The sequence below is a fragment of the Parafilimonas sp. genome (assembly GCF_047606085.1).
GTDB lineage: Bacteria > Bacteroidota > Bacteroidia > Chitinophagales > Chitinophagaceae > Parafilimonas.
The window spans coordinates 1-22,334 of the sequence record NZ_JASGEX010000123.1; the positions used below are offsets into that span (position 1 = coordinate 1).

Annotated in this window: 25 protein-coding genes; 15 read left to right on the forward strand and 10 right to left on the reverse strand. The window is 38.4% G+C overall.

Annotated features, from left to right (window positions below; all coding sequences use genetic code 11):
• Nucleotides 1–166: 166 nt before the first annotated feature.
• Both QM629_RS11015 and ruvX read left to right on the forward strand, forming a co-directional pair.
• Entirely contained in the window at nucleotides 167–1,099 is a 933-nt protein-coding gene (locus tag QM629_RS11015) for a UbiA-like polyprenyltransferase (protein WP_415159921.1), read from the forward strand.
• A gap of 119 nt (nucleotides 1,100–1,218) precedes the next feature.
• On the forward strand, nucleotides 1,219–1,632 hold the full coding sequence (gene ruvX, locus QM629_RS11020) for a Holliday junction resolvase RuvX (protein ID WP_415159922.1): 414 nt from the start codon (nucleotides 1,219–1,221) through the stop codon (nucleotides 1,630–1,632).
• A 199-nt stretch (nucleotides 1,633–1,831) separates the two neighbouring features.
• Here ruvX and QM629_RS11025 read toward each other — a convergent pair whose 3' ends face one another.
• On the reverse strand, nucleotides 1,832–2,725 hold the full coding sequence (locus QM629_RS11025; RefSeq protein ID WP_415159923.1) for a cupin-like domain-containing protein: 894 nt from the start codon (nucleotides 2,723–2,725) through the stop codon (nucleotides 1,832–1,834).
• Between the two features lie 117 nt (nucleotides 2,726–2,842).
• Here QM629_RS11025 and QM629_RS11030 point away from each other — a divergent pair, with 117 nt between their 5' ends.
• The 4 genes from QM629_RS11030 (at nucleotide 2,843) to QM629_RS11045 (ending at nucleotide 4,809) form a co-directional block, all read left to right on the forward strand.
• Nucleotides 2,843–3,610 (forward strand): exodeoxyribonuclease III, encoded by a 768-nt coding sequence (locus QM629_RS11030; RefSeq protein ID WP_415159924.1) that lies wholly within the window; start codon nucleotides 2,843–2,845, stop codon nucleotides 3,608–3,610.
• A gap of 109 nt (nucleotides 3,611–3,719) precedes the next feature.
• Nucleotides 3,720–4,025: a DUF4286 family protein gene (locus QM629_RS11035; protein WP_415159925.1), complete on the forward strand. Its 306-nt coding sequence runs from the start codon at nucleotides 3,720–3,722 to the stop codon at nucleotides 4,023–4,025.
• A gap of 72 nt (nucleotides 4,026–4,097) precedes the next feature.
• Complete coding sequence (locus tag QM629_RS11040; protein ID WP_415159944.1) at nucleotides 4,098–4,391, forward strand: HU family DNA-binding protein; 294 nt, start codon at nucleotides 4,098–4,100, stop codon at nucleotides 4,389–4,391.
• A 304-nt stretch (nucleotides 4,392–4,695) separates the two neighbouring features.
• Complete coding sequence (locus QM629_RS11045) at nucleotides 4,696–4,809, forward strand: 30S ribosomal protein THX (RefSeq protein ID WP_415159926.1); 114 nt, start codon at nucleotides 4,696–4,698, stop codon at nucleotides 4,807–4,809.
• A gap of 10 nt (nucleotides 4,810–4,819) precedes the next feature.
• Here the strand turns inward: QM629_RS11045 and pdxH are convergent, their stop codons facing one another.
• From pdxH to QM629_RS11070, 5 genes are all read right to left on the reverse strand, one after another.
• Complete coding sequence (pdxH, locus tag QM629_RS11050; protein WP_415159927.1) at nucleotides 4,820–5,461, reverse strand: pyridoxamine 5'-phosphate oxidase; 642 nt, start codon at nucleotides 5,459–5,461, stop codon at nucleotides 4,820–4,822.
• 186 nt (nucleotides 5,462–5,647) lie between these two features.
• Nucleotides 5,648–7,162: a glucose-6-phosphate dehydrogenase gene (gene zwf, locus QM629_RS11055; protein WP_415159928.1), complete on the reverse strand. Its 1,515-nt coding sequence runs from the start codon at nucleotides 7,160–7,162 to the stop codon at nucleotides 5,648–5,650.
• Nucleotides 7,163–7,230: 68 nt separating this feature from the next.
• The gene (gene gndA, locus QM629_RS11060) at nucleotides 7,231–8,658 is read right to left on the reverse strand and encodes an NADP-dependent phosphogluconate dehydrogenase (protein WP_415159929.1); all 1,428 of its coding nucleotides are present in this window, start codon (nucleotides 8,656–8,658) and stop codon (nucleotides 7,231–7,233) included.
• Between the two features lie 558 nt (nucleotides 8,659–9,216).
• Complete coding sequence (locus tag QM629_RS11065; protein WP_415159930.1) at nucleotides 9,217–9,525, reverse strand: hypothetical protein; 309 nt, start codon at nucleotides 9,523–9,525, stop codon at nucleotides 9,217–9,219.
• A 196-nt stretch (nucleotides 9,526–9,721) separates the two neighbouring features.
• Nucleotides 9,722–10,492, reverse strand: a complete 771-nt coding sequence (locus tag QM629_RS11070; protein ID WP_415159931.1) for a HEPN domain-containing protein — start codon at nucleotides 10,490–10,492, stop codon at nucleotides 9,722–9,724.
• Between the two features lie 129 nt (nucleotides 10,493–10,621).
• On the opposite strand from QM629_RS11070, the gene QM629_RS11075 reads away from it, so the two are divergent.
• On the forward strand, nucleotides 10,622–10,834 hold the full coding sequence (locus tag QM629_RS11075) for a helix-turn-helix transcriptional regulator (protein ID WP_415159932.1): 213 nt from the start codon (nucleotides 10,622–10,624) through the stop codon (nucleotides 10,832–10,834).
• A gap of 33 nt (nucleotides 10,835–10,867) precedes the next feature.
• Here the strand turns inward: QM629_RS11075 and QM629_RS11080 are convergent, their stop codons facing one another.
• A complete protein-coding gene (locus QM629_RS11080; RefSeq protein WP_415159933.1) occupies nucleotides 10,868–11,119 on the reverse strand; it encodes a hypothetical protein in 252 nt (83 codons plus the stop codon).
• Between the two features lie 114 nt (nucleotides 11,120–11,233).
• Here QM629_RS11080 and QM629_RS11085 point away from each other — a divergent pair, with 114 nt between their 5' ends.
• Genes QM629_RS11085 through QM629_RS11110 form a run of 6 tightly spaced genes read left to right on the forward strand, consistent with a single transcriptional unit; the run spans nucleotide 11,234 to nucleotide 19,262 of the window.
• Nucleotides 11,234–12,460, forward strand: a complete 1,227-nt coding sequence (locus QM629_RS11085) for a DNA cytosine methyltransferase (protein WP_415159934.1) — start codon at nucleotides 11,234–11,236, stop codon at nucleotides 12,458–12,460.
• Between the two features lies 1 nt (nucleotide 12,461).
• On the forward strand, nucleotides 12,462–13,538 hold the full coding sequence (locus QM629_RS11090; protein ID WP_415159935.1) for a hypothetical protein: 1,077 nt from the start codon (nucleotides 12,462–12,464) through the stop codon (nucleotides 13,536–13,538).
• 3 nt (nucleotides 13,539–13,541) lie between these two features.
• On the forward strand, nucleotides 13,542–15,176 hold the full coding sequence (locus tag QM629_RS11095; RefSeq protein WP_415159936.1) for an ATP-binding protein: 1,635 nt from the start codon (nucleotides 13,542–13,544) through the stop codon (nucleotides 15,174–15,176).
• Nucleotides 15,176–17,302, forward strand: coding sequence for an ATP-binding protein (locus QM629_RS11100; RefSeq protein WP_415159937.1), 2,127 nt, complete (start codon nucleotides 15,176–15,178; stop codon nucleotides 17,300–17,302). The genes QM629_RS11095 and QM629_RS11100 overlap by 1 nt, the downstream gene beginning before the upstream one ends.
• Nucleotides 17,302–18,489, forward strand: a complete 1,188-nt coding sequence (locus QM629_RS11105; protein ID WP_415159938.1) for a hypothetical protein — start codon at nucleotides 17,302–17,304, stop codon at nucleotides 18,487–18,489. Before QM629_RS11100 ends, QM629_RS11105 begins: the two co-directional genes overlap by 1 nt.
• A gap of 2 nt (nucleotides 18,490–18,491) precedes the next feature.
• Nucleotides 18,492–19,262 carry an HNH endonuclease gene (locus tag QM629_RS11110; protein ID WP_415159939.1) on the forward strand — a complete coding sequence of 257 codons (771 nt, stop codon included), beginning with the start codon at nucleotides 18,492–18,494 and terminating at the stop codon, nucleotides 19,260–19,262.
• Between the two features lie 279 nt (nucleotides 19,263–19,541).
• On the opposite strand, the gene QM629_RS11115 is transcribed toward QM629_RS11110, so the two are convergent.
• The 3 genes from QM629_RS11115 to QM629_RS11125 form a co-directional block, all read right to left on the reverse strand.
• Entirely contained in the window at nucleotides 19,542–19,952 is a 411-nt protein-coding gene (locus tag QM629_RS11115) for a very short patch repair endonuclease (RefSeq protein ID WP_415159940.1), read from the reverse strand.
• A gap of 96 nt (nucleotides 19,953–20,048) precedes the next feature.
• The gene (locus QM629_RS11120) at nucleotides 20,049–20,309 is read right to left on the reverse strand and encodes a hypothetical protein (protein ID WP_415159941.1); all 261 of its coding nucleotides are present in this window, start codon (nucleotides 20,307–20,309) and stop codon (nucleotides 20,049–20,051) included.
• 508 nt (nucleotides 20,310–20,817) lie between these two features.
• On the reverse strand, nucleotides 20,818–21,120 hold the full coding sequence (locus QM629_RS11125; protein WP_415159942.1) for a DUF86 domain-containing protein: 303 nt from the start codon (nucleotides 21,118–21,120) through the stop codon (nucleotides 20,818–20,820).
• Between the two features lie 161 nt (nucleotides 21,121–21,281).
• Between QM629_RS11125 and QM629_RS11130 the strand changes: the two genes are divergently transcribed.
• Both QM629_RS11130 and QM629_RS11135 read left to right on the forward strand, forming a co-directional pair.
• Nucleotides 21,282–21,719, forward strand: coding sequence for a helix-turn-helix domain-containing protein (locus tag QM629_RS11130; RefSeq protein ID WP_415159943.1), 438 nt, complete (start codon nucleotides 21,282–21,284; stop codon nucleotides 21,717–21,719).
• Nucleotides 21,716–22,330, forward strand: coding sequence for an IS630 family transposase (locus QM629_RS11135; RefSeq protein ID WP_415159945.1), 615 nt, complete (start codon nucleotides 21,716–21,718; stop codon nucleotides 22,328–22,330). The genes QM629_RS11130 and QM629_RS11135 overlap by 4 nt, the downstream gene beginning before the upstream one ends.
• The last annotated feature ends 4 nt before the right edge of the window (nucleotides 22,331–22,334 follow it).

Consider the following 22,334-nt stretch of genomic DNA (forward strand, 5'->3'; position numbering starts at 1 on the left):
AAAATGGAGTATGCCCATCCAAAATTGGGGGTTCATTCTCCATCAATTCTTAACTATCTTTGAAAACAGATGCCGGCTTTAAATGCAGTTACTTAAATCCGTTTACACAATCTATTTTATACTCTCGAATAGGCATCATTAACAATTTCAACTCTATTTTTGCAGCATGACCACGGTTAAAAATTATTTATCACTCGTAAAGTTTTCCCATACCATTTTCGCATTGCCATTTGCTTTAATTGGTTTCTTTTTAGGAGTACTTCAAACAAATTTTTTGCAAAAAAATATTGATAATTCATCAATTCCGGGAACACATTTTACTAATCAACTTATCACCCTGTCAACTTATCAACTTATCAACAAATTCATACTCGTTCTCATCTGCATGGTTTCCGCCCGCAGCGCCGCCATGGCTTTTAACCGCTACCTCGACAGAAGCTTTGATGCCAGAAATCCACGCACAGCCATCCGCGAAATCCCGAGAGGCATTATATCTCCGCAAAGCGCATTGCGTTTTGTAATATTGAATTGCATCGTTTTTATAACTGCAACATTTTTCATCAGCAAAATTTGTTTCTTCCTGTCTCCCATTGCATTGTTTGTGGTATTGTTTTACAGTTATACAAAACGGTTTACACCACTTTGCCATCTGGTGTTAGGGCTTGGCTTATCGCTGGCGCCCATTGGCGCTTACCTTGCAGTAACGGGAAGGTTTGATATACTGCCGATATTATTTTCATTTGCCGTAATATTCTGGGTGAGCGGGTTTGATATCATTTATGCCTTGCAGGATGTTGAGTTCGATCAATCCCAAAATTTATATTCCATTCCCGCGGTTGCCGGTAAATCAAAAGCATTGCATGTTTCTGAACTGTTGCACTTGCTTAGTGCAACCTGCGTTATTGCCGCCGGTTTCTATGGCCATTTTCATTTTGTTTACTGGATAGGTATTGCTGTTTTCTGTGGCATGTTGTTATACCAGCATTCTATTGTTAAACCTGATGATCTCAGAAGGGTAAATCTCGCCTTTATGACGGCCAATGGCATCGCCAGCGTAGTGTTTGGCGTGCTGGTAATTACCGATCTTTTTTTGAATTGATTTTATACATTCGTTTTATCCGAAAAATGTTCCGCACAGAGTAAACAGAGGCAGCAGAGGAGGATTTATACTGATTCTCTGTTTACTCCCTGGCTCTGTGCGCCAAACTATCTAAAATTATGGCCCGTATTCTCTGCATTGATTATGGTAAAAAACGTACCGGCCTTGCCGTAACCGATCCTCTAAAAATTATTGCTTCGGCTTTAACAACCGTTGAAACCAAAGACCTGTTTCCTTTCCTTAAAAAATATTTTCAGCAGGAAGCAGTAGAACTGGTATTGATCGGCGAGCCAAAGAACTGGGACGAGAGCGATACGCATGCCACACCATTGGTACACCAGTTTATACAAAAATTTAGAAAAGACTTTCCTTTAATGAAGATTGAAACGGTTGATGAACGCTATACTTCCAAACTGGCTTCGCAGGCCATGGTTGAAATGGGCATGAAGAAAAAAGACAGGCAGAAAAAGGGAAATGTTGATCAGATAGCCGCCACCATTATGCTGCAGGAGTATTTGAAAGCCCTGTCATAAAGGCAATAAACTCACAACCAGCTTCGAAGTATATGATTAAAGGAGTTTATATAATGACAAACAAACTGAAACAAACTTTATATGTAATTATTTTGAATCTTATGCCGTGGGAAGAACATTCCTTTGATAACGGCTTTCATTTTTCTGTTAGCACGGTTTGTAATATTTTCAAAAGCAGCAAACAATGTTAATGGAGGCATCACTGGGCTTTGCTCAAAGCAAGCTCTTTATTGGCCGCTTCAAATATTTTCTTTTCCTTCCAGTTATACCATATATGCGGCATAACCTTCTTCATCAGCGTATCTATGTTGCGCATGCCGGCTATATTCCATAAGCCTTTCAGCTTGCCGGCGGCAGAACTGTTCAGGGCGCGCAGGCTCATGGCAAAGCCGCTGTCTAAATATTCCATGTGGTGCCAGTAACCGCCGGGCATAAACAAAGTATCGCCGTGCTCAAGCGTAACTTCAAGACCGCTGGCAATTTTAATGGCGGGGAATTTTTTTGTATCCAGCCTGCTCTTTGTTTCATCATAATAATTGCTGAAATCGGCAAGGCTTAATACTTCAAATGGCTTGCGATAGAGCTTGTGCTGTTCTGTATAAGGAAAGAGCAAAACTTTCTTTCTGCCTGCAAACTGGGTATGCAAAATATGGCTCAGGTCTATATCAAAATGAATATGGGTAATGGAACCTTGTCCGCCGGTGAATAACATCGGCACACGTTTTACAAAACCTTTCATGTATTCATCGGGCCAGGTAAAATCACGGGTAAGCTGCGGCGCATGGCTGAATATATTGAATAAAAAAATGCGCCATGCGGCAGGCCCTTTTCTTATCATGTCAATATATTCGCCAAACGTGGTATAATCATCGGCTTTGTTTACAGGTGTATAAGCATCGCTTTTCACATTATTGTAAATGCCTACTTTTTTATCGCCTACTATTTCTTTAAAATAATCCCAGTTCCACTTGCTGTAAGCCGGCCAGTTTTTTGATAAATTTCTTATTACAACAGGCATCTTTGTGCCGAAATAATTACGCTTGAAATCTTCAGGCGTAATATCATCCACAACAGTTACCGGTTTTAAATGCATACAAAAAATTTAGTTTGCAAAAGTAGTTTGCTGCATTGTTAACACAAAGTTGATATTCGTCAATAAACTGTCATTAAAAGCCTCTGTTATAACCTTATCTTGCGCCAAACTTTTGCTATGCGCATCATAAGTTACAACGTAAATGGCATTCGTGCCGCTTTAAACAAAGGCCTGTGCGACTGGCTTAAAACTGATCCCGCCGATGTTATCTGCATACAGGAAACAAAAGCGCATAAAGACAATGTGGCCCATGAACAGATAACCGCTCTGGGTTATTATGATTACTGGTATTCGGCGCAAAAAAAAGGCTATAGCGGCGTTGCTGTTTTTTCCAAAATTAAGCCATCCGATGTTATATATGGCACGGGCCATAAACTAAGCGATGATGAAGGCCGTGTGCTGCAGCTTGATTTTGGCGATGTGCGTTTGATCAATGCTTATTTTCCTTCGGGCACAACAGGAGACCTGCGGCAAACATTTAAATATGAATGGCTGGAAGAATTTTTTAATTACCTCGAAAAATTAAAACAAACGCACCCCAAACTTATTCTGTGTGGCGATTACAATATTGCCCATAAAGAAATTGATATTCATAATCCCAAAGGCAATGTAAAAACCTCCGGTTTTTTGCCGGAAGAGCGTGCATGGATGGATAAGCTGTTTGCCAATGGCTGGGTGGATGCATTCAGAACAGTAAGGCCGCAGCCACACCGGTATAGCTGGTGGAGCCAGCGTTTTCCTTCGGTAAGGGCGGAGAATAAAGGATGGCGGATTGATTATATTAATGTGACCGGGCCATTAAAGAACAATATAAAAGATGCGGAAATTTATCCTGATGTGAAACACAGCGATCACTGCCCGGTTTATCTTGAGATTGATCTGTAAAAACCGGTTTAAACGTTCACAGGCTCGCTTGCTCACGGGTTGTTTTACGGTTGCTGCTTCTTCATTTAAAGTTTAAGGTTTACAACCAATGCATAAATAAAATTCCATTATGTTCATCTATAATGTTACAACAAAGCTTAACTGGAACATTCACGATGCCTGGCTTGAATGGATGCAGGCAGAGCATATACCTGACATGCTAAGCACCCATTGTTTTGTGCGTAGCCAACTGTTAAAGCTGCATGAGCAGGATGAAGAAGACGGCCCTACCTATATAGTGCAGTATTTTGCAGAAAGCAAGGCGCTATATAACCGCTATATGGAGTTATATGCCGGTGCTATAAGAAAAGATTATAATAATAAATGGGGCGATAATTTTATTGCTTTCAGAACATTGCTTGAAGTGATAGAATAAATTATCAGAATAATTACAATGCAAATGCAAAAAATATTTTTACGAGTGTAAAAACAAATACATTTGTCGCCCATTAAAAATTCAAAACAAAACACTATGAACAAAGCTGAATTAGTTGCTAAAATTGCTGACGATGCAGGCTTTAGCAAATCTCAGGCTAACGCGGCACTTGATGCTTTTACCGGCGCTGTTACCAAAGCGCTTAAATCAGGAAATAAAGTTACATTGGTTGGCTTCGGCACTTTCTCTGTTACAAAACGCAATGCACGCACAGGCCGTAATCCTCAAACAGGTGCAGCCATTAAGATAAAGGCTAAAAAAGTTGCACGTTTTAAAGCCGGTAAAGAATTATCAGCTAAGTTATAATAGTGAGTGGTGAATCAATATGGTTTAGTTAAGGTTTAATATTTTTAAAATGCTCAATCATCCCCGCCTGACCGAATCAGTCGGGCAGGAATGCTCAATATTCATTTTACCAATGTTTACAATTGAACATTCCTGCCCGTCCGGCGGAGAATATTGAATGTTTTTCTTGATTAAACTACATTGAATGATAAATCCCTGATAGCAGTATTTACAAACTGACTACTCACAATTTACCTGGAACAGGAAATTTATTAGTCAATACAACACTATCTTTATAATTCTTCGTATTCATTAAATATAAATTATGGGCAGAGGAGATAAGAAAACAAAAAAGGGAAAGATATTCAAAGGTTCTTTTGGCAAAAGCAGGCCGGCAAAACCTGCAAAGCCGGTTAAAAAAGAAGAAAAACCTGAATAGCACAATTGGTTTATGGTGCTAATCGTTCAGCCTTCCAACTCCCTTCATTGGTTTTGGTATATAAGATGCGGTCGTGCAAGCGGTTACTGCGTCCCTGCCAGAATTCAATTTTAAGAGGCATTACCCGGTAACCACCCCAGTGTGGCGGCCGGGGAATGCTGTTTTTAAATTCGTTTGTATAATGTGCCATATTGCTTTCAAGTATAGCGCGGTTTTCAATAATAGCGCTTTGCGGAGAAGCCCAGGCGCCTATGCGGCTTCCTTCAGGCCTTGAGATAAAATAAGCATTGCTTTCTGCATCGCTTACTTTATCTGTCATACCTTCAATTCTTACCTGCCGTTCCATCTTTTTCCAGAAAAATGTTAGTGCTGCATAAGGGTTTTCTGCAAGTTCGCGGCCTTTATGGCTTTTGTAATTGGTGAAGAAAACAAAGCCCTTTTCATCATAATCTTTCAACAGCACTATTCTTGCCGATGGTTTGCCGTCTTTGGTTGCTGTTGACAAAGTCATTGCATTTACCTCTTCTGTTTCGCTCTGCAGGGCATCGTTCCACCACCGGGTGAATTGTTCAATGGCATTGGCAGCAATATTGGCTTCATCTAAAGAAAGCAAACTATAATCTTTTCTTATGCCGGCTATATTTTCATTCATATAACAATGCTTTTATTGCAAAGCGCAAATTAAAAAACCAGCAGGATAATTATAATATTAGCGTTAAATTATGTGTGGATTGTCAGTAATGGATAATCGTAATGGCAGGGGTACGCTCACAACTGATCACCCCCTGTTCTGTTAACCACAACGCTAAAGCAAGCGCCGGGCTTTGTTAATGCAAATCTATTCGCTCTTTGAAGGCAGGTTAATCCAGTTGTGCCCATCCCTTGCAATTAAGGCTTCGGCATCTTCAGGGCCCCAGCTATCCGGCGCATAATTGGGAAAATCAATCGGCGGGCGTTGCTCCCATGCTTCTATAACCGGCATTACCACTTCCCATGCTGCTTCCACCTGGTCTGCACGCATAAACTGTGCTGGGTTGCCTTCCATTACATCGAGCAATAAGGTTTCATAAGCTTCCGGCTCATGATCCTCGGGATAGGCTTCCGCATAGCTGAATATCATATCAACCGGGCTTAACGACATGGTTTGCCCAGGGCGCTTTGCCTGGAAACGAAGGCGTATATCCATTTCAGGCTGAATGCTTATGGTTAAACGGTTGGGCCGCCATGTTTCCGCCGCTTCCGCAGGGAAAGCATAGTGCGGCGCCGGCCTGAACTGTATGGTAATCACAGATGTTTTCTGGTGCAGGTATTTTCCTGTGCGCACATAAAACGGAATGCGGTGCCAGCGCCAGTTATCAATATAAAATTTAACGGCAGCGTAGGTTTCTACATTTGATTGCGGGTTTACTTTATCTTCCTGCCTGTATCCCTTTACTTTTTTGCCCTTCATCCAGCCATCGCCATATTGCCCGCGCACCGCATAGTTCTGCACATCGGCACGGTCATATTTGCGAATGGCATTTAATACGGCAACCTTTTTATTGCGTATTTCATTGGCTTCAAAATTAACAGGCGGTTCCATGGCCACCATGCATAAGAGCTGCAGGATGTGGTTTTGCACCATATCCCTCAAAGCGCCGCTTTGTTCATAATAGCCGCCGCGCTCTTCCACACCCACGGTTTCTGCAACGGTTATCTGAACATGGTCAATAAAATTGCGGTTCCATATCGGCTCAAACATGGCATTGGCAAAACGTAGTGCCAGTATGTTTTGAACGGTTTCTTTGCCCAGGTAATGATCTATGCGGTAAATCTGGTCTTCATCAAATAAAGACGTGAGGAGCTTGTTTAATTCCTTTGCGCTTTTTAAATCGTGGCCAAATGGTTTTTCCACCACAATACGCGTGGTTTGTGTATCGCTGCATAGTTTTATAGTGGCTAATTTTTTGGCTATGTCAGGCACCAGTTGCGGCGCCACTGCGAGGTAAAAAATCACGTTAGGGTTTATGCCCCATTCTTTTTCATATTCTTTCACACGGTCGGCCAATCCTTTATAAGCGGCTTCATCTTCAGCATCCATGGGCATATAGCCAATATGCTGCGAAAATTCTTTCCATATACCATTCTTTTCCTTGCGGCGGCTAAACTGCTGAATGCCTTCCGATAAATGTTCCCGGAATTTATCATCAGAATACTGGGTTCTTCCCAGGCCCACTATGGCAAATTTTTCCGGCATCCAGCCATCAATAAAAAGGTTGTATAGAGCAGGTGTAAGCTTGCGCTGGTTTAAATCGCCGCTTCCCCCAAAAATAAATATTACCGAAGCTTTTGGTTTGTTGTTATTTGAAGCCATGTATTGTTGTTTTTCCTTTTTAATTTTTTTTGAACTTTTAAAATTCATGCATATTCAAAACTCCCCCTTTAGGGATTGAGGGTTTCTTCCCATTCTGTATGAAAAATGCCTTCCCTGTCAATGCGCTGGTAGGTGTGTGCACCAAAGAAATCCCGCTGCGCCTGTATTAAATTAGTGGGCATAGAGGCCGTGCAATAGGCATCAAAATAACCGATGGCGCTGGTTAAGGCCATGGCCGGTATTTTGTTTTGCATAGCCAGCCTGGCTACTGCCCTTGCATTTTTTTCTGTTTTCTTTATAAGCCTTGCTATGGATTTGTTCAATAAAATATTAGGGAGCGTTTCGTCTTTTTTATATGCTTTATAAAACACTTCCAGCAGCGATGAGCGGATGATACAGCCGCCGCGCCATATCTTTATCACATCTGCCAAAGGAATATCCATATTTAATTCGGAAGAAGCTTTGTGCAGCATGGAAAGGCCCTGCGCATAAGCTACAATAGTGGCAAAGTATAAAGCTTCTTTTATTTTTTTTATCTCTGCATCTTTATTGCCTTTGAAAGGCTTTGTTTTGGGCTGATACAGTTCAGCGGCAGCCAGCCTTTCTTCCTTGAAATCGGAAACGATGCGCAATACAACAGCTATATCAATAGTGGGAACGGGAACAGGCAGTTCCATCGAATCCTGGGATGTCCATTTGCCGGTGCCTTTAGAACCGGCTTTGTCAGAAATAACCTCTATAAGATATTTGCCTGTTTCGTCATCTTTTCGTAAAAATATTTTGCTGGTAATTTCAATCAGGAAAGATTCCAGATCTTCTTCATTCCATTGCTTAAATACGCCTGCCAGTTCGCTGTTGCTTAAACCAAGCCAGCGTTTCATTACATCATACGCTTCGCTTATCAGTTGCATAACAGCGTATTCAATACCGTTATGCACCATTTTTACATAGTGGCCCGCCGCATCTTTGCCCATATACGCTACGCAAGGTTCATCGTTTACCTTAGCGGAAATGGCCTCCAGTACGGGCTGCACACGTTTCCAGGCTGCCCAATCGCCGCCGGGCATAATACTCGGGCCCTTGCGGGCGCCTTCTTCGCCGCCGCTTACACCCATGCCCATAAAATGAATGCCTTTGCCTTTAAGCGCTTCCAGCCTTTTCAAGGTGTCTGTATAGTGCGAGTTACCGCCATCAATGATAATGTCATCTTTATCAATAAGCGGTAAAAGTTTTTGGATTACGGTATCAACCGGTTTGCCGGCAGGCACCAGCATCATAATGCGGCGGGGCTTATCTAATTGCTTTACCATTTCTTCCAGCGTATTTACGCCTTTTACTATGGTGCCGGGCGTAGCTTCTTCTTCCAGCTTTCTGGCTTTGGCTGCATCAAGGTCAAAGCCAATTGCTTTATATCCCTTATCTGCCATATTCAGCAAAAAATTGCTGCCCATTACACCAAGGCCTATCATCCCAAAATCGTAGAATATATCTGTCATACTGTTTTTTGTGGAGGCGCAAGTTAATTAAATAGCTGCAAGCTGCAAGCTGTGGGCGCATTTCAAATTTTCGCTTTCAGGCGGCTGCTTTGGAAAAGTTCTTTTTGGTGAGCTCAACAATTTTTGACCACGGATTATTCTTTTTTGTAACCCGCAGGTGCAACATATTCTGCGCGCCTCTCCGGCTCCATCTTTGCCCGGACTGGTTCATCCTTTTTTGTACCACCGTTCTATGTGCCGACTCAATTGCGCCCGAACCAATAATGCCTGCTCCCAATTTTATACAATGGATAATTCATTCTTGCTATATTGCCCTGGTTGCTTGACAGTAAAAAGAATGTGGGGTGAAGGGCTCAATGCAGCGTCCCTTACCAGGAGACGATGCCGGACAGTAAAAACCCCGAGGGTTTCAAAAACCCTCGGGGTTTAAAGGGCGCCGATACTCCATATTCAACATACCCCGCTGAAACAGAAGCTTTCTGCCGGGAGCTAATGCATGCGGGTTAAATCTGACAGGTTTTGGTCTTCGGGAGCGGAAATTCTAAACAATTAAACCTGTCAGGTTATACTTAAGGGAGCTAATGCATAGTATGTTCTCTGAACAGGTCTGCCGCCTGCCGGAACAATAATGGCTGCTTGCCTTGTGCAACTGCTGCCGGCAATGATCACAGCAGCATTCAACAGCTTTTTATACGCTTCATAAAAATAAACAAGGTCGGCAGGGCATGCTCCTTTCCAGAGCCTGCTGCTGTTGGCTGCCAGTAATGATGTTTGAATGTAATCCCTGGCAGATGGCAAATCAAATATTTCAAAGAAATGGCGGAGGGCTGTATAAGCGCCGGTTATATGTTTATGTTCTGTTATCATGTGAACTGTTTTTATGGTTTATGGCATCTATCAAACCCCGGGGGTTTTTGAAACCCCCGGGGTTTATCGGGCATGCCTGTATTCCGTTATCATAGTGGGCTTGTTTTTATGATTCATGTTTCATGGCAGAAGGTGTAAGGTTAAAGGTTCGTCCTTGCAGCTTGCGGCCTGAAGCTTGCAGCTCACTGCTCACAGCTCATGGCTCGCAACTCATATCCAGCAAAACTCTCATCTTTTCCCTTATTATCCCGAGTTGTTGGCCTTTAACGGAATATTCATTCGTGTAGCGGCTGCATGCATAAGCCTTTTGTAAGGTGTGCAGCAGGCTGTCTTCTTTTGATGGCGGTGACGGAAACAGTGTGTGCAGTAAAGGCTGAAACCAGCAGGCATAGCGGTACAGCAACAGCAGGTTGTTTGTAACGGGCCGGTAACCGCATTGGTTATATACAATGGAAGTAAAACATTGCTCCGCGCACTGGTGCAAAAGAAAGGCCGCCATAGCATATTGTTTGCAGAGGACGAACAGTTCTGCACCTGCATAAAACTCTAATGCCCGCTGGTGCCAGTGGCTGTCATAGCTGTTGTGCAGCGGCATGGTAACCGGTGGTATAAAACCTGCATCGGGTTCTGCGAACAGGCGTTCTGCCTGTTTAAATACGGTGCAGGCAAAATAGCCGCCCTGCTGCAACTGCTCATTATAGCGACTGAGCGGTATACACCAAACCGTTACGGTGGCTATGGATTGCAATATATTCTCCAGTGTGCTTTGCATTTGTACGCATTGCTCTGCGCTGGCATCTGCTATTACCAGTAACAAGTAAGCGTTGGTTGGTGCTGTTGACTGCGGTACGGTAAAGAACAGGTTGTTGTATTGAATGGCAGTAGTTGCCAGTATAAATACAGCCTCGGGTGCCTCGTGTTGTTGGATGAGGTGGCGGAGTTGGGAGAGTTGGGTAGAACAATTCATTTTAGTGCATTTGAAAGCAAATATAATGTATTATAAATGCATTATAAAGTATTCGTACGGTTTTTTGATAAGTTTTATAAATTTTTAAGTTGTTTATATTGACACTTTATTGGTGTTAAAAAACATTACATGCCCGTTAAGAAGAAAATTTATAATCGCATAAAATCAGTCTTGGCCGAGAAAAATAAAACCAATATTTGGCTGGCAGATCAGTTGGGAATGAATAAAACAACTATCTCGAAATACTGTACAAATGACATTCAACCTTCGATGGAGACTCTATTTGCAATTGCTGAGACTCTTGATGTGGACGTTAGAGAGTTGCTGGTAAAGACGAAGTGATTATACTTATAAGTAACATTAATAAGGTGTAAATTATTTATACAGATTAAACATTTTTCTCAGTTTTCTTATTTCAAAATCATTAAGCTGTTTAATAATTCTAAAATCAGTTTTTGAAGGATTTGCTTCTGCAATAGCTATTGAACCATCTGAAAATTCAAGATAACATTGATGGCTTGGTAATGAGTTTGAATTAATCATGAATGATTTTTCTTCACTTAGTCTTCGCCTGCGCAAACCTTTTATAATTGCAAGAATTAGTTTTTGCTGTGATCCTTTTCTCATTGCGGTAAGCAATTATATTTTTTAGAAAAATTCAACTTATTGAGTTAAGGATTGATCTGTAAAAATATTAGGTTATTTGTTTATGTGCTAAAAATCTTTTATACTTTAGCGCATATGAATTTTATTGACCTTTTTGCAGGGGCCGGTGGGTTATCTGAGGGCTTCAAAAAGGCCGGATTTACACCGATTGCTCATGTTGAATCAAATCAGTCGGCCTGCTTTACCTTAAAGACCAGGATAGCATACTATTACCTGAAAAATACAAATCAGCCCGAAGAATATTATAAATACCTGCGGGGGGAAATAAACCGGAAAGAGTTATATAGTAAAATTCCAAATAGCCTTCTTTCAACAGTCATCAATGCTTTTATAGGTAAAAACAATAGCGCTATCTTTAATAAAATTGACAAATTTAAAGGAGAAGAAGACATAGATCTGATTATAGGAGGGCCACCCTGTCAGGCCTATTCCTATATAGGCAGAGCTGCCTTGAAACACAAAAAAAGAGACCAACGTAAAACCTTATATAAACATTACGGAAAATTTCTCGAAAGGTACAGGCCTAAATTTTTTGTTTTTGAAAATGTGCCGGGATTAAAAACTGCCGATAATGGTAAACATTACAGTGCTTTGCAAACATATTTCAGGAAGTTAGGATATAAAATGGATGACAGAGAGCTAAACAGTTATGATTTTGGAGTTATTCAAAACAGAAGAAGACTTATAATTATTGGCTGGCGTGAAGACATTGACTTCAGCTATCCTGAGTTTGAAAAGATCGAACATAACTGGACGAGAGATGATATTTTTTCTGATCTTGAAGCAGTGAAACCCGCTCATCATAACAGAATAAGTTATTATACAATAAAAACGCCAAATAATTATTTGAGAAATACTGAAATTCGTAACGGCGTAGATTTTGTGACACAGCATATAACAAGGCCGCATAATAATAACGATCTTAATATTTATAAACTTGCAATAAAGAAACTGCAAACTGAAGGCAGGCGTTTAAAAAATGATGAGATACCGGAAAATCAGAGAACCCAGCAAAACGTTGAAGATTTTCTGGACAGATTTAAAGTGATTGATATATTGCCACATACTATGATTGCACATATTGCTAAAGATGGTCATCACTTTATTCATCCTGATATTAAACAATTAAGATCAATATCAGTACGGGAAGCTGCAAGAATTCAATCGTTTCCGGATGATTTTTATTTTGAAGGAATAAAAGAAAAACAACCAAGAACTGCCGCGTTTACACAAATAGGAAATGCTGTGCCGCCATTAATGGCGTATAAAATTGCCATAGCGCTTAGAAATCAGCTTGGTTAACATGAGTACAACTTTTCGTGACATACTTAATCAGAAATCGTGGATCAGTTATGAAGATTACATAGCTGAAGGTATCAATCAGTATTCTGCTGAACTTTCAAAAGACATTGCTGAAGGAAGGAAGCATAAGAAAGCAATCCGCGATTTTCTTGAAAAAAATTTTAAGATAAAGAAAATACCCAATGACTTAACAGCGGAAAAAAATCTTCTTGCATCCGGTAACGTTGTTGGAATTGATGGAACAATAGCAACACATAAAACAATTACAGGAACAATGGCCCAACTTGGAGTTGTTGCAGTGAATTATCTCAATGAAAAAATCCAGCACTCCTATTTTATTTCAGAAGCAAAATACAAACAGGATATAAACGATGTTACTGATTATCTCTATTCACATGAAACAGTAAATAAAGTTGTGTCTGCACCTGTATTGCGTGCTGCTTTGCAGGTGCGTGAACGGGAACTTGGACTTGACGATAAGTTCAAAGACAAATATAAAGTCTATCATGGCCCGTTAATTCCCTTTGAGATGCTTGCGAATCCGGGAAAAGCTGAAATGAAAATTTTGGATGTAACAGTTGAAATCCTTGAAAAAATAATTGCAAACAGGAAATGTTTCAGTATTGTTTCCCGTTCACAAAATGATGCTTATATAAGAATCGGGCTTTCGCTTAATTCAGGAGAATATATTCAGTTAAAAAAGTCCGTAGGACTTGAAATAGTTGAGGACAGAACCTTACTGAAAGATAAAGACCGCTGGCGTGAAGATGATTTTCTGAAAGTGAACAACTTTATTAATCAGAGAGCAATGAAAATAAAAGTTGGTGTAATAAAAATTTCACAACGGCCTTATGTTTTTCATGCACACGAAGAAATTTTTGATTTGGCAGCAAGACTAATTGCCCGTGATGCCATGTTTCAGAAAGAAAAGGGATTCCCTTTGCTCGTGGATTATGCAGATAATCTTTGTTCGACTTATTTCAAAGCAAGCGACTTCAATAAAATCATTGAATATCAACTGGCGAGAGAAGGAGAATTTTTATCCGAAATGTCGGAAGAAACTTTAAGACAAAAGTAAAGTATGGAACTTGATAAAAAACTTGCATTAGGATTTGTAAACTTTGATTCGGGCGTTGGTTCAAACAACGAAGTTGAAATCAGGGTGCCTTATAATAAACTCAGAGAGTTGTCAAGGGGAAAATATGTAATCATTCCTCACGACGTAGAAGGCAATTACTATTTGGCACGACTTACAAGAGGACCATTTTTTACGCCTGATGCAGTAAGCAGGGATTCTGCATTTGCAAAAGCATCTATTGTTCAGGCAGGAGATATTGCATTTATTCCTGACTATCACGGTATTGGCTATTGTGAATTAATTGGTTTGTTTCATTACAACTCATCGCATCTTTCTGGGGTTCAGACAAGACCACATCCGAAATCACCGGTATTCAATTTGCCACCTGATAAAATTCAGGAATTGCTGAAACTTAAAGGCAATATGTATTTGGGCCAGTTGAGTGGTTACGAGGGAATCCGAGTTTACCTTGATGCAAATTCAAAAGTGGTGCTGCCAAGAAATTTAGGCATCTTCGGAACAGTAGGTTCAGGAAAAACAAACTCAGCACAGGTTTTGATTGAAGAAGCGGCGGCAGCGGGTTGGGCAGTTGTGGTTTTAGATGTTGAGGGAGAATATATTTCAATGGATAAGCCTAACTCTGAAACAGAACACAATCTTGGACTAAAAAAGAAAGCAGAACAATATCAGATAACACCGGAAGGGTTAAAATCATTTCAGGTTTACAATCCTGCCGGAACAGACAGTAAGCGTAGCGACTGTTTAGAATTTAGTATTCCGTTCGGAAGTTTATCGCCTTACGAACTTTCTGCAATTATGGGAATGAATGAGACGCAGGAAGACAGATTTATTGATTTGTGGGATAAGCAAGTTGCAGACATTGCAGTAAATTCAACCAAAATAAAAAACCCCAAGAACCAATGGAAAGCTATTAATGAAAATAATTTTCACGAAGAACCTGAATATCCAGACCTTACTATTCGGTCACTTCTTGAAAAACTCAACGATGAAATAAACAAACAAACAGGTTCGTCAAAAGCATCATGGCTTGTTGTAAAAAGATTACTTAAACGATTAGAACGTTTTGGGATATTTAATTCGACTGACGATTTGCTTGATGTAGGGGATTTTTTAAAAGCAGGGAAAGTCTCTGTTTTGGATTTGAGCAATTCATACACCGTCCAGGTAAACAATATTGTAATTGCTTATTTGCTCCGTAAAATATTTGACAGTAAAATTGCCAACCCTGATTTGCCACCAACAATAATTTTCATTGAAGAGGCACACACTTTTGTAAGTAAAGAAAATGCTTCAAAAATGGAAGCTCTGCTTGACCGCCTGCGTGAAGTTACAAGAAGAGGAAGAAAACGTTGGTTAGGGTTATGCTTCATTTCGCAACAACCCTCACATTTACCGGAAGAAATTTTTGAATTATGCAATACAAAAATTATTCATCAAACAACGGGAAACAGAAATCTTAACGCCCTGAAAATTTCAGGCGGCAATGTAAATGAAGCCATCTGGGATGATGTGCCTACGTTAGGACAAGGCAGAAGTATTATTATTTCACCGCAATACCAGCATCCTATTATGACAAACATGAGGATATGTAAAACAAACAGAGAGCATACAGACTAATGCAACAAATAAACTTTACACCCAAAGCAAGGCTTATAAAAATTCTTGGTGAGCAACTGATAAAAGATGCTACTGTAGGAATTATTGAATTGGTGAAAAATTCTTACGATGCCGATGCTACACAAGTAGATATTCTAATGTTTTCTCTCAATACCCAAGAAGCAAAAATTGTAATCAGAGACAATGGAACTGGAATGAGTTTACCAACATTCACTCAAAAATGGATGAATCCTGCAACAGGGCACAAAGAAGAACAAAAAGAAAAAAAAGAACGATCAAAACTTGGAAGGCTACCGCTTGGTGAAAAAGGTGTTGGTCGCTTTGCTGCACAGCAAATTGGCAATCACTTAAAAATGTTTTCAAAAACAATCGAAACCGAGCAAATACTTTTTGTTGATATTGATTGGTCAAAATTTGAGCAACGAGGCGAAGACCTGCATAAAGTAACTATTGATTATGAAATGCAGATTTCAGATAAATTTAAATATAAAGAAACAGGTACAATACTTGAAATTACCAAACTTAAATCAGACTGGACAGAAGATGACGTAAGCAAAATTGCAAACACCTTGAAAAGAATGAAAAGTCCTTTTAAGGGAGCAAATGATTTTAATGTTAAATTAAACTTTGAAAATTGTCCGGCTGAATTTGAAAAATATAAAAATCTTGAGACAACAGATATTTTGGAAAAAGCTCCCTATTCCTTCTATGCTATCATAAATGACAAGGGTGATGTGGATTATGATTATCAGTTTAAAATGCCTGGATTTAAAACGAGAGAAAGTTCACATACTGCAAATATTTCTGAAACAGATTATAAATTAAATAATAAAATTAATATAGGAGAATTCCTGATAAACCTCTATGTATATGATAAGAGTGCTGATAAATTACGGTCAGCAAACATTGATAAGAATATTTTAAAAGAATGGAGCGGGGTAAATGTTTATCGTGACGGTATAAGAATAATGCCTTATGGCGAACCTGGAAATGATTGGTTAAAATTAGATAACCGCAGAATACAGCAATCGTATAAAATTAGTAACGATCAGATTATTGGAATGATTGAAATAAATCAGGAAGTAAATAATCATTTGCAAGATAAAACAAATCGTGAAGGGCTTATTGAAAATGAGTACTATGATAAATTCAGAAACTTAATTCTGGGTGCAATAACGTTATTTGAAGCAGAGAGAGAAGAAGATAGGAAAAAAGTATATCCTAAAAAAGAAAAAACAGCAAATGAAAATATTGAGGATAGGGTAAAAGTCGTACAGTCAGATTTGGATGAAATAAAAAAGAAAGTAGAAGAATCTGATATTCAAAATGCCCATGAAACAACCCCATTATTAAATAGAGTTGGCCAACAAATAACTGAATTAAAACAACACGTAACAGATACTATTGATGTTCTTGAAAAAGACAGGCAAATCCTTTTCAATCTTGCAGGAACAGGCTTAGCTGCTGAAAGGTTTACACATGAATTTGCCCGCCTTGTTAGTGGTGCTTTATCTGCACTGGAAAGACTTAAAAAGAGGATTGACCTTACTGATGGAAAAACAAGAAAAGAGGTTGATTCTATTAACGGCGCATTAGAAGCACTCCGAAATGACATTAGGTTATTAGGCCCAATGTTTTACATTAAAAAAGTTGCAAAGGAAAAGCAATTAGATATTCTTGAAGTCATTAATAACACTATTTCATTACAGGAACCTTTTATTGAAAAGGCAGGTATTGAAATAAATGTAGAAGGCACCTCTTTTAATTTAGTAATGCGTGAAGGGTCATGCATGCAGGTTTTTAATAACCTTATTGACAATGCAATTTTCTGGTGTTCAAGAAAATCAGAAACAGACAGAAAGCAAATCAAAATCCTGATTGATGCGAAAGAAAAAACCGTTTATGTTTCCGACAGCGGACCAGGAATTGCAACCCGGTACAGGGATAAAATATTTGATCCTTTTTTTTCAATGAAGGGAGAAGATGGAAGAGGTCTCGGGCTTTATATTGTAAAGGAAATTTTAGATGAAAAAAATTTTGGAATATATCTTATCAATGAAGAGGATTATAAAGGACTTCTTTCAGGCGCAACATTCAAAATAGTTTTTAATGACATTAAAGAATAATGAAACGAATTTTAATTATAGACGATGATTGCTTCAAAGAGGAAGAATCTATTATATCTGGTTTTGAAGGAACTGGAATTGAACTTTTTTTGTGCGATAACAAAGATGAGGGGTTAAAATATATAAAAAGCAAAGCTTTGTTCGATTGTATTGTTTTAGATTGGTTTCTTGAAGAAGATGATTCATCATTAAGTCAACTTGTTCTGAAAGAACTTGAAGGAACATACTTTGCTCCAGTTTTAATTTATTCTGCTCACTCTGAAAATTTTAAACAGGTAAAGGAATCAGGGGCAATTACTTTTCCTCATAATTTAATTTGCGAAGTTGATAAAGGGAATTTTACGGATATTAAAATCAAAGTTGAAAATTGGTTAACGGCGAATACAACTGCCAAACTCTCTAATATTTACTTAAAAGAAATTTACTCTAAAATTCATGCAACTTTTTGGAATTTGAATAACATACCGGATGGTAATATTGCGTCTGCTTACAAAAGAATTGTATCAGATAATGGCAACATTGATTGGACAAATGACTTTATTGTAAATCTCTTACTGCAAGGAATTATTTCCGATTCAGGCTTTAGAAATGAAATTGCGAATTTAATCTCAGAATTAGGAGAACAAAATCCTGCTACAACTCCTGAGCAAAGAAAAATGATCGTAAGTAAAATTTTGTATCACCAATCTCACCCAACATTTCTTTCCTGCGCTGATATTATAAAAACAACTGTAGGAAAACAATCATGTTACGGGTTTATAACGACACCCGATTGTGATTTAGCAAACCCTAAAACAAAATATATTGAATTTATTGAGTTAATTGATCATTCAAAGTTAAGTATTGGAGATAAAGGTTTTATAGCAAATTCAATTGAAACAAATAAAAGTGAAAGCCACTTTTATTTACCAGCTATTCCTATTAAAGGTGAAGAATTAATTGACTTAGTTGCAATATTTAAAGCTAAACATCATTTGCAAGCTAAAAATAATAGCGGTACACTTTATCCTAAAGCAAAAGCAAAAATTAAATACACTGATACATTTATTTTTCAAAATGTTGATTGCAGCGTCGAGTATATCTGTTCTTTAGTTAATCCATATAAAGCTGAATTATTACAAAAGAAAAATTCTCATGATAGCCGAGTTGGAATTCCAGGGGTTTATGAATATTTAAAGGGAGGGTAATTATGCCAAAAAATAACTGGTCCAGAGAAGAACTCATTCTTGCATTCCATTGGTATTGCACAAAAATATCTTTCACAAAAATTAAATACACAAAACCTGAAGTAATAGAGCTTGCTAATCTTATTGGTCGTACGCCATCTGCCATTGCTTTCAAACTTGTAAATTTTGCAAGACTTGATCCTGAATTACAAAAGCGTCGTGTAAAAGGAATGAGTCACGGCAGCAATGCAGAAAAACCAATATGGGAAGAATTTCATAATAACTGGAATGAACTTGCTTATGAAAGTGAACTGATACTTGCAAAATATAAAAAGCAAAGTGTGGAGCAGGTTGCAGAAATTGAAACAGCAGATTTACTTATAGAAGGAAAAGAAAGAGAAACAATAGTTAAGGTTAGGGTAAACCAAAGTTTTTTCAGAAAATCTGTCCTGTTATCCTATAATCAACAATGCTGTATTACGGGTTTAAAAATTCCGGAACTACTGGTTGCAAGCCATATCATACCATGGTCAAAAAACCTAAAGGAAGCATGTAATCCTGAAAATGGTTTATGTTTAAATGCTCTGCACGATAAAGCATTTGATAAAGGATTAATTACAATAACAGATGATTTCAAAATTCTTGTTTCAAATAAGTTGTTACACAAAAAGAAAGAAGAAGTAATTACTAATTATTTTATTCCCTATCATCAGAAAGAAATTATCAAACCGAACAGGTTTTTGCCTCATCAACAATTTCTGGATTATCACAGAAGAAATATTTTTATTCAATAAATACTTCATCCCTGACAATGAATAAATAAGAATACTCATGATCTCTGCATTCAAGTATAGACATCTGAGTCTGAGCATTGGTATGATGAAAATCGGCAAGCCAGTTGGCTCTTGCGCCACAATAAGGGCATGTTACAGGTTGATCTGAAATAAGAAATACAGAAAGGTTGTAGTGAGGCACAGTTATCGGTGAATTATTCATTCAGCGAACATAAGATTATTAAATTGATAGTACATTTGCTTATAAGTCACGTTGCGTAAAATGTGCGAAGAAGATTGCTAAAATTTTTGAAGTAGCAGTTCAAGGGTTTTTTGAACAAAAGCGGGTTTCAATTCACATTCCCAAAGACTAATAATTTTCCATCCCTGCTCTTTTAGAGCAGCCGTTGCTTTGGCATCATTGGCAATATTGCCGTTTATTTTATTCAGCCACCATTCTGTTCTGGTTTTAGGCACAACATAATATTTGCAGCCTTCGTGTCCGTGCCAGAAACAGCCATGTACAAAAATTACAGTTTTATATTTTGGTAAAACAATATCGGGTTTACCGGGCAGGGTTTTATCGTGCAGCTTGTAACGAAAACCATTGGCATGTAAAAAGCGGCGCACCAGCATTTCAGGTTTGGTATCCTTCCCTTTAATGCGGCTCATATTATAGCTTCTTACTGCTTTACTGTGTACATCGGCCATCAACATGCAAATTTACAGTATCACATTTGCAATAAACTTATTTGCTGTTGGCAGGATGCCAACAAACAATTACATGCGGGCAACAAATAATCACAACTACCCGCAATTGTGCTTTACGAGAACAAGCTTACAATCTTTTATCAGCTCGAGTATTTTCGGGCTTAATACATTCCAGTTATATACGCCCCTTTTTTGCCAGGATTCACTCTTAGCCATAGAATCTTTAAAGGTATCAGGAAAAACATTCAGCATCGGATCATGTTCAACCAGGTACCAATCCTGCCTGTAAGGAAAGGCAATATAAATTTCTTTATCGCGGTATTTTTTATCAAAATGCAACCTTCCTTTTAATTGCACTTTCTTAAATGTTTTCCCGTCAAAATGCTGGGTTAGGAAATCTGCCCCCTGCCAGTCATCATCCAGTTTTAAACAGGCAAAACCATAATCAGCCAGCAGGCCGGCAACTTTTTGAAAATTATACCGCTCTTTCCGGCAGGCATTGAGTTTTCCCTTTCCCGCAATGTCTCTTAGCCTTGCTTTGTGCAGGGCAAGGACATTGCGGTTTTTACTGCAATAGTTTCTTCATCATATTTGTCGCCGCGGGTCTTCATAGCTAAAGATACCCACGCTCGGCGTAGTCTCCACGACTACGTCGCAGTGTTATCAAATCTTCGATTTGAACCTGATTATTCATTTCTATTATAACTTAAGTAACAACATTATCTTTAAAAAATATTAGTGCAAAAGTTGCAATGCATTCCGTAGTTAATGGCTGAACCTAAACATGGAAACAAATGCTGCGATAAGTAAATATGTATATTATAGCATTGAGCAACCAGTAAAGTATTGCAAGAAGCAAGAATGATTAAACTGCAGTAATTCTTCTCAATTGAATGAGCAATTCATTCAAATAGGTTTCTTTAATCTGCCATACTATTTCGTAATCAATATCTATGTAGTCATGAACAATACGGTTACGAAAACCGTGTATTTTATGCCATTCTATGTGCGGGTATTTTTCTTTCAGTGGTTCACTTATCCTGTTGGCGGCTTCCCCTATTATTTCAAAATTTCTTATAACCGCATCAGATGTTTTACTGTCGGCACAAAATTCTTCAAAAGAAAACCCATCGGTGTAATCATTTATCTTCTCTGCAGCAGCAATCATATCCGTACCAGTAAAATATCCGAACGCTTAGACATATTCTATTTCCTGCTTAATAAAATCAAATGTTTGAGCCCTCAGTCCTTTACGGGAAACAAGATCAACCTTTCTTTGTATACTATATTGTCTAAATAATTCCGATTTTGTAACTTTGTTGAAAAACTATGAGTTACAAAATTTCCCTATCAGTAAAGGAACAAAGAGAATTAAAGGACCTATTACAAAAGACGGAACAGGCCAAGATATTGAAGCGCTATCAATGCATTCATTTCAAGCGACAAGGCTTGACGAACAAAACAATTGCTGATTTATTATGCGTTCATATTGATACGATTACAGACTGGCTAAAAATATTTATAGAAGGCGGGTTAAAAGGGCTGTCGGTATTAGATTATGAAGGAAGGCGCATATCGCATTTGGATGAGATTAAAGATGACGTGAGCGCCTATGTTGATAAGAAAATCGTGTCAAGCATAAAAGAATTGCAGGGATACATATTACAAAAACACCAACTGGCGGTAGAACATAGTTGGCTTTTCCGTTATTGTAAAAAAAACTCCATTGTTCTTACAAAAAGACCAAGGGGCGTCCTTCAAAAATAGCTCCGGAAAATATTCAGCGAAAATTCGTAGCCAAATTAAAGAGGTTGCGTAAAAGGTGTATAGGCAATAAAGATGCGCTCATTTTTTTTGACCCGATGCATCAGGTTCATAATAGCAAAACAGATTACGCATGGCAGTTCAAAGGTAACAAGGGTACCAAAGAAGTAAAGACAAATACAGGTCGTAGAAGAATTAATATTATTGGAGGGATAAACATCTTAACAATGAAAGCAACTACTCTTATAACGGAAGATAATTGCGATAAAAAAAAGATAGTGGATTTCTTACGAAAACTGCGGAAAGGAACAAAGAAAACCCGAAAAATATATTTGGTGTTGGATAATGCCCGTTACAACCATGCAGCAGAAGTAAAAGCCGCAGCCATAAAATTGAATATTGAATTGGTGTACCTGCCTGCGTATTGCCCAAACTTAAACTTGATCGAAAGGCTTTGGAAGTACACAAAGAAAGAAATTATAAAAAACAAATTCTACCAGTATTTTGAGGAGTTTCAATCGGCAATTGAGCAGTTCTTCTCTAATCTCGAATATCAATTGGATGAGCTGATATCTTTACTACAATTTAATTTCGGAATTATTAAAGCAACTTAGTATA